1 protein-coding gene is annotated in these 1,924 nt (G+C 30.2%); it reads right to left on the bottom strand.

All coding sequences use genetic code 11. The features are described 5' to 3' along the window. Positions 1–98 precede the first annotated feature (98 nt). Positions 99–1,703 (bottom strand): VPA1269 family protein, encoded by a 1,605-nt coding sequence (locus HLH16_RS13135; protein WP_171529658.1) that lies wholly within the window; start codon positions 1,701–1,703, stop codon positions 99–101. Positions 1,704–1,924: the final 221 nt, after the last annotated feature.

Genomic DNA, 1,924 nt, shown 5'->3' with positions numbered 1-1,924 from the left:
AAATGACTCCAGATGAGTTTTACTATGACCAGCTACCACAACAAAATAAGGTAGCTTAACTAGAGCAGAGTATCACTTATAAATAAGCTTTTAGTTGTTCAAACATGTGGGACCACCTCTGAATAAAGGTCAATAATTTTTTTAAAAACACCTTGATTAAGTCTAAATTTGGATAAAGGTGCATTATTTTTATTCCAAAGATTATTTTCAAATCGTTCAATATCTCCTTCACCACTGTCCAACATACGAACCTGATAAGTACGTAAAGGTAAATTCAGTTTTACAAACAATGCAACAGCAGCTACTGGCGACCAAAGCTGATATTTATGATCTTTTTTACCTGCTTTGGTATATAAAACTTTCCGCCAAACACAATCTTTGTCATTAAAATTTATAATATTTTCATCTACATCAAACCATGATCCTCCGTATATTTTATTGGTAGTATTTTGTGCCCATTCCCAATCTGTAAAACTACCAAATTCATTAGGACAGATTTTTTTACGTAAATTACAAATGTATTTATAAGGTAAAGGACTATAAACAGTTTCGTTTAAATTTCTAAATGTATTCTTTCTTTCCAATGGATTCTGATACATAGGAACCATATAACCAAAATCATTTTCATAACAAAGATGATTGATTAACACCCAGTCTATAAACTCAACAATGTAGTTAATATTTTGATGAATATCACTTTCAATTGATATTTTTGTTGATTTAATAATACATTTCTTAAGATCTACTGAAGTTGGATTCCATGCGTCATCAATATTAAAAAATCTTTCTACATCATATATTTCGGAATTATTGATAGCTAAGTAATTTTCAAGAAAAATAGCTAATGCACGCATTCTTTGGCTCAGTCCACCTTTAAAGCCTAATATCCACTCATTAGCTAAATATCGCCACTGCTCCCATTGGACACCATATTGTTCAGTCAACCATGAAAACTTTACATCATCACTACGCCCATCTAAGACTTTTAACTCCCCAAATGGATTTATAAAGTTATTGAATCCATTAACATTAAACTTTTTATTCAAAATCCAGTCAAAAAAACGTACACAATGTCTATAAACTGTAATGTACTTTGTTTCAGTTTTAAGAAAGTTAAATACTTTTTTCTTAAATTCTTCAGCAGAAGGATTCAAGCCATCCAAACCACAGAAGAATGACTCAACTTTTGAACCAGAAGGAAAGGTAATCAGATAATATTCAAAGAAATTTGATATGCTAGTTATTCTAGTATCTTTTCCTTTGTCTATACTATTAATCCACTCATACGCTAAATTTGCCCATTCTGACCATTCATCTCCATATGTGCTAATAAACCATTCAAAATTTTCTGCATCTTTTCTTATAACTCTAGTAACTCTACCGAAAGGAGGTTCTAAGGTTTCATACCTTAAAGAACTATAATATTTATGAAAAATCCATGAATTCAACTCACAAATATATCTATGATAAATCCTCGATAAATTATCAGCTTTATCATCAAGTATAATTTTAAGATTATTTTTATAATCTTCATATTTGGTTAAATCATTAAAAAATAAATCCATATCAGAATATTGATGATTTATAAGAAATTTTTCCATAAAATAAATAATAGCGGATCTAGCTATTTTGATTTCCTTAATCTTAAGCCACTCATCAACCAGCTTACACCACTGCTCCCACTCAAGGCCATATTCAACCACAAACCAATCAACAAAAAACTTTGATTTATCAATAGGAGCAATTGGATTTCTCCAAATCTCACTCTTTAAAACAACCCAATTAATAAAATTTGTTATTATAACCCGAATTACGGATAAGAAAACCGCTTGAAAAAAAGATGGTTAGAGCCATTTAGAAAGTTACTACACAAACCAAAGACTCTAACCACCATGTTTGATTTTACAGAAATCTTCTGTGCCAT

Origin of the sequence: Acinetobacter sp. ANC 5378 (genome assembly GCF_013004315.1) — a bacterium.
Classification (GTDB): domain Bacteria; phylum Pseudomonadota; class Gammaproteobacteria; order Pseudomonadales; family Moraxellaceae; genus Acinetobacter.
This window is presented reverse-complemented; position numbering and strand designations above follow the sequence as displayed.